Origin of the sequence: Kitasatospora nipponensis (genome assembly GCF_039528135.1) — a bacterium.
Classification (GTDB): Bacteria; Actinomycetota; Actinomycetes; order Streptomycetales; family Streptomycetaceae; genus Kitasatospora; species Kitasatospora nipponensis.
Genome location: NZ_BAAALF010000175.1, coordinates 1 through 5142 on the forward strand (window position 1 = coordinate 1; position 5142 = coordinate 5142).

At 69.3% G+C, this 5142-nt stretch carries 5 protein-coding genes; 3 read left to right on the forward strand and 2 right to left on the reverse strand.

All coding sequences use genetic code 11. The annotated features are described in order from the left end of the window. The first annotated feature begins 1764 nt into the window (after positions 1 to 1764). Both ABD323_RS32375 and ABD323_RS32380 read left to right on the forward strand, forming a co-directional pair. Complete coding sequence (locus ABD323_RS32375; RefSeq protein WP_344445618.1) at positions 1765 to 2007, forward strand: hypothetical protein; 243 nt, start codon at positions 1765 to 1767, stop codon at positions 2005 to 2007. A gap of 288 nt (positions 2008 to 2295) precedes the next feature. Next, the gene (locus tag ABD323_RS32380) at positions 2296 to 3147 is read left to right on the forward strand and encodes a hypothetical protein (RefSeq protein WP_344445619.1); all 852 of its coding nucleotides are present in this window, start codon (positions 2296 to 2298) and stop codon (positions 3145 to 3147) included. 64 nt (positions 3148 to 3211) lie between these two features. Here ABD323_RS32380 and ABD323_RS32385 read toward each other — a convergent pair whose 3' ends face one another. Beyond that, complete coding sequence (locus tag ABD323_RS32385; RefSeq protein ID WP_344445620.1) at positions 3212 to 3790, reverse strand: SMI1/KNR4 family protein; 579 nt, start codon at positions 3788 to 3790, stop codon at positions 3212 to 3214. A gap of 238 nt (positions 3791 to 4028) precedes the next feature. Between ABD323_RS32385 and ABD323_RS32390 the strand changes: the two genes are divergently transcribed. Beyond that, on the forward strand, positions 4029 to 4676 hold the full coding sequence (locus tag ABD323_RS32390; RefSeq protein WP_344445621.1) for a class I SAM-dependent methyltransferase: 648 nt from the start codon (positions 4029 to 4031) through the stop codon (positions 4674 to 4676). 60 nt (positions 4677 to 4736) lie between these two features. Here the strand turns inward: ABD323_RS32390 and ABD323_RS32395 are convergent. Continuing rightward, positions 4737 to 5142, reverse strand: a 406-nt coding sequence (locus ABD323_RS32395) for an ALF repeat-containing protein (protein WP_344445622.1), incomplete at its 5' end; no start/stop codon positions are given.

Below are 5142 nucleotides of genomic sequence, written 5' to 3' on the forward strand. Positions count from 1 at the left end.
GCCACGGCCTGACTGTCAGCTCAACCATGCTGTCCCCTCCCTGCGCTGGTCTGACATCAAGTCAGCATGCCCATGTGCCGCCGGACAAGACCACGCCAGGCCAACCGGATCAGCCAAGGCCAGTAGGGCATCCCCGGAGACGATCGGGGGAACGAGGAGGGATGAGTAAAAACCTTCTCTACGGGTTCAAGGCGCCGCGCACAGCGCGGCGCGGCACTCGCCCGGCCGGCCGCCGTCGCTCCTGTCTTCGCCCCGCTCCGGCGCCCGGCCGGCGGTGCCGCAGGGAGCGGCAGAGAGAAGCATGGGGCTCCGCCCCAGACCCCGGCCCTCTCTCGGAGGGGGAGGCGGGCAGGCGCGACGGTGCAGCGCCGATGTGGCGAGGTGGTGGGTCGCGGGGCGGCCCCCTCCTCGACCGGACACCCAAGGGCGTACCCGGAACCTCCAGGGGCCGCCAAGGCCAAGCGCAAGCGTCACGGCGTGAGCCTTGGCGGCCCCTGGAGAACCCGGGTGCGGCGAAGCTGCCCGATCGAGGAGGGAACCATCCCGCTCAGCGAGGAGCTTGCCGGCGGCGCAAGTTGTGCCTGTCGCAGAGCGCGGAAAACCCCTTCGCTGCAGGCATAGGTCGGGCAGACTGGCGCAGTGAATGCGTCATGGGGATATCTGATAGGCGCTGCCGTAACCGGTCTCAGCCTGCTGTTCAATCAGTGGAGATCGGACCGACGCGAGCAGGCGCGCATCGCACATGAGCGGGCTCAGGTAGCGGCTCAGTGGCAGAAGAGCAGGGAGGAGGAGCGGGAGCGCTGGGCACGCGAGGACGCTCGACGATGGGTGCTAGAGCGGCGCCAGGCCTCGGTTGAGCTGCTCGGCAGGCTCGAACCGTGGGTCCAAAACCTGCGTAGATGGGCTAATCCGTACCCTCTTGACTCTAAAGAGCAGATAGCGGAGGAGCGGCGTGCTCTCCGCGCATTTGACTGGCAAGAGGCTTCTACTGGCGTGCACTCCGCCTGGGCCATTCTGGAGATCGTTGGATCTGACGAGCTTCGACAGTCGTACCAATCTCTTGTAGCTCAGATGTTTGCCACGCAAGCGTTCGTTGTTGGCACCTTCGAGCAGGAACAAGCTGATCGCATGGTTGCTGTTGTGAACGAGAGGTATGGCAACCTTCTAGATGCTATTCGTCATGATCTTGGTGTCATAGGGGGACGCGAGATGGCGAAGGCTGGTGACGGGGAGGCATGGACGATCGAGGGGCCAGCGGCTAGCCGCAGCCAACTCCCGTCGGGCGACTGAGGGCCGTGCCACATCCGTGCCAGATCGAGCGGTACGTAGCGGTCAGTCAGGTGGTCGGCGGCGACTGTCTCCAGAGGTAGGCAACGTGGGCTATCCGCAGCTCAGAGCGGGTGGCCCACGCCAAGCCTTACAAAGCAGATGTCGGCGGTTCGAAACCGTCCGCGCCCACCAGCAAAGATGCCCCGCAGCGATCACGCTGCGGGGCTTTTGACTGCGGTGACTGACACCAGCGGCTGATGTCGGCCCGCCGGGCGGCGCCCCTTCAACAGGCGGTCCGTGTGCCCGAGCGCCTCCCGCCGGGATGGCCGGCAGGCGCGAAGGTCACCGGACGAAGCCGCTCCACCAGCCGCGCGCTACCGTTTGGCGTGAGACCGGCCGCAGCCTTGAACGAGCGTGTCACCGTCCACGGCGGCGCGAGGAGCATCACCGGGGGAGGAATCGCACGCTGTGGGACTCAGTAGGCAGGTCACAGACTTGGACCACCTGAATCACCACGACTCGTGGGTTCTGTTCGGAGTGGCGGGGGCGATCACCCTGGCCCTGATCGCATACGTCATCAACTTTCGTGGAGTGGCGTACAAGATCTCGGTTCGTGGGATGGGTCCGGAGCACCGCCACTACCGCCTGGGGGTCGCCTGGAATCGAGGAGTGTCCGCCCTCTTCGCGGTCATCGGCGCCTTCCTCACCGCCAAAGGCCTGCGTAGTGCTCTCGGCTAGCCGGCCCACCATCCACTCCTTCCCGGCCGCCTCGCGCGCCGCTGCCCGACGGGTGGCGGTTCGACCGGCGAAGTGTCAGTCTCCGGCTCCGTCCGTCGGATGAACCGGCCGACGGCGCTGTCCGGACCGTCGTGCCCGACGATCTCAGGGACGCGGATTTAGGCCGCTTGCGCCTCCACCCGTGCGGACCGTTCGTGGGCGAGTGAAACTGGTGCCGCTCTCGGGGTCTGCGACTGGAGGTACGTGATGGGAAGCGCTGGTGCGGCTGACGCAGGAGATGACCTGGCGGTGGGGCGGACCAACCGCAGCGAGGAACGCACGATCCTGGTCGCCAAGGATGCCGCGCCCGACGGCTACCAGGCGAACTTCGTGCTCTCGGTGTCGTCCGAGAACGACGGGCTGCCGCGTGGAGGGGCGGAAGGTGTGGACGCGATCCTGGCCACGGGTACAGCCGTCGTGAGCACGAGTGCCGTGACCGTGCCGGCAGCCAACGGACTGGTAGGGCGAGGAGCGAACGGCGTGGTGGGGTATGTCCACGCCGCAGCCCGGAGCCAGAGCCACGAACAGAGCGTGCAGGCCGGGGTGCTGGGAACCGGCGGAGCGGACAACCCCGGGGTCTTCGGTCAGGGAAGCTACGGGGTGATCGGATACTCGGCCGGGGTTCCCCGCGACCTGAACTGGGAGCTCCAGAACACCGGCGGAGTGTCCGGCCGGTCGAACGGCTTCGGGGTGTGCGGCAAGGGCGACGGTGGCGGAGTGTTCGGGTTCGCCCCCGGCGACGCCGCCGGGGTGCGCGGAGACACGGAGGCCGGCTGGGGCGTGCACGGACGCTCCGCCTCGGGCAACGGAGGCGTCTTCGAGTCCCGCAGCGCAGCGCAGTTGATGCTGTTGCCGAACCCGACCGACCGCTTGGACCCGGAGGAGCCGCTGACCCCCAATGCCGTGCCGGTCGGCGGGCATGATCGATTCGGTCCCAAGCTTCCCAAGGGTGGCCAGACCGGTCAGCTTGCAGCTCTCCAGGACGCCGGGACCGGCCACTGCACGCTCTGGCTGTGTGTGGCCGATCCCGACCCCGCTACGGCGACAGCTGCTACGTGGGCGCAGGTGCTCGTCGGAAGCCCGTTCAAGGGACGCGGATAGCGGGGGTCTGCCGGGCCCGCGGAGCACGGGCGTGCGGGAGTCGGGTCCCGCACGAGTCGCCCGGTCACGCCTGCTTCGGCGCGCGCGGCGGGCCCCAGCGGTCCCGCACGTCGTCTCCCCGGTACTGCGGCAGCTCCTCGATCCGGACCGGGCCCGGATAGTAGACATCGGTACCCGGGCCGAACATCTCCTCACCCTCGAGGTAGCGGTACAGCCATTCGGCGAACCCCATGGGGAACTCGCGGAACGCACCGCCGAAAGCCGAGAGGGTCACGCAGATCCACTCACCGGACTCCGTCCGGCGGATGAACAAGGACTCCCGACGGTCGGTCACGGCGATGGGAAGCAGACCGTGGGGGCCTCCGAACCGAGGAGCGGAGCCGTGGTAGGCGGGTCCCTCCTCGGCGAACCAGTCCAGTGCGTTCAGCTGCTCCAGTTCGCCCTTCAGATGGTCGGCCAGGTTGAAGGCCGAGGTCGACGGGTGATAGAGCGTCAGGTGATGGTTCAGGCAGACCGGTGCGTACGCCACGGTGATCGCCTTGAGGTCGTCCGGCAGCTCCGTGCCGGCTGTGCCTTCCGCCTGGCTCCATGCGCCCGGCGGTGTTCGCAGCTCCTGAGCACGGCCGAGGACCTCGAAAACCAAGTCGAGGAATGACGCTCTCATCAGCCCGCCCATTTCGTGTCCGGACAGCCGCCGTTGGTGGTGCCGCGCGACCGGCTTCCACCCGGACGATACAGCGGAGGTTCGACCGGCAGTGGTGAAGCTGTCCGTCCGGCTCGGGCGCTCCGGCGGTGGAGATGCGGAGTGGGGGTGATGGTGGCGGCGGGGAAGCTCGTCATCGCCTCTGCTCGACCCGGCATCAGGAACTACTGTCGCGGGCATGGTCGAACACGATGCCCTCGGTGCCACCGGCGAGGCGTACGACGCCGTCGCCTCCGTCTATGCGCAGCGGTTTCGCGACGAACTCGGTGACAGGCCGCTGGATCGGGCGATTCTGGGTGCCTTCGCGGAGGTCGTCCGGGCGGGCGGGGAGGGGCGGGTGGCGGATCTGGGGTGCGGGCCCGGGCACGTCACCGCGCATCTGGAGGGGCTGGGGCTGGCGGCGTTCGGGATTGACGCCTCGTCCGTGATGGTCGGGTTGGCTCGCGAGGCCTATCCGGGGCTGCGGTTCGAGGTGGGCTCGATGGCCGCGCTGGACATCGCTGACGGCGCGCTGGGCGGGGTGCTCTCGCGGTGGTCCGTCATCCATACTCCGCCGCCGGAACTGCCCGTCTTCCTGGCGGAGTTCCACCGCGTGCTGGCACCCGGCGGGCACCTTCTGATCGGCTTCTCGGCCAGCGACGGTCCGTCGCACCCCACCCAGGTCTTCGACCACACGGTCGCGCCGGCCTATCGGTGGTCGCCCGATCACCTCTCCGCGACGCTGCGCGCGGCCGGGCTGGCCGAGGTGGCCCGGATGGTCCGCGAGCCCCGGGCCACCGACCGGCGGCAGTTCCAGGAGGTTCACCTGCTCGCCCGAAGGGCCTAGCCAGGCGGGTGTCGGCGTCCTGGCGGTCAGGGTGGGTGGCCTGGGGGTGCGAAGCGGGTGTCAGGACTCGTTGGAGCGGCGGCGACGAGTGACGACGAGGAGGCCGGCGCCCGCGGTGAGTGCCACGGCGGTGACGCCGAGCTCCCACGGGAGTTCGGTCCCGCCGCCGGTGGAGGCGAGCGCGGTCGTGGGGGTGGCGGTGGGGGTGCTGGTGGGCGTCGCGGTGTGCGTCGCGCCTGCGGAGTTGCCGGGGCTCGGCGTCGCGGTCGTCGGGGCGACGGCGGTCGGGCTCGCGGCAGCGGTCGGCTGGGTCGGGGCGGCCGTGCCGTTCTGGGTGGCACTGGGACTGGCGGCGGCGGCCTTGTCCTTGGCGGCGGCGTCGTACCGGCCGACGGTCAGGAACTGGTGGACGTCCTGGGCCGTCCCGTTCATGGCCTTCTGGGCGGCGGCCTTGACGCCGGGGCCG

What these genes read in the sequence shown, in the direction of transcription:
- ABD323_RS32390 (WP_344445621.1), top strand. Translation starts at nt 4,029, where the DNA reads ATGGTCGAACACGATGCCCTCGGTGCCACCGGCGAGGCGTACGACGCC.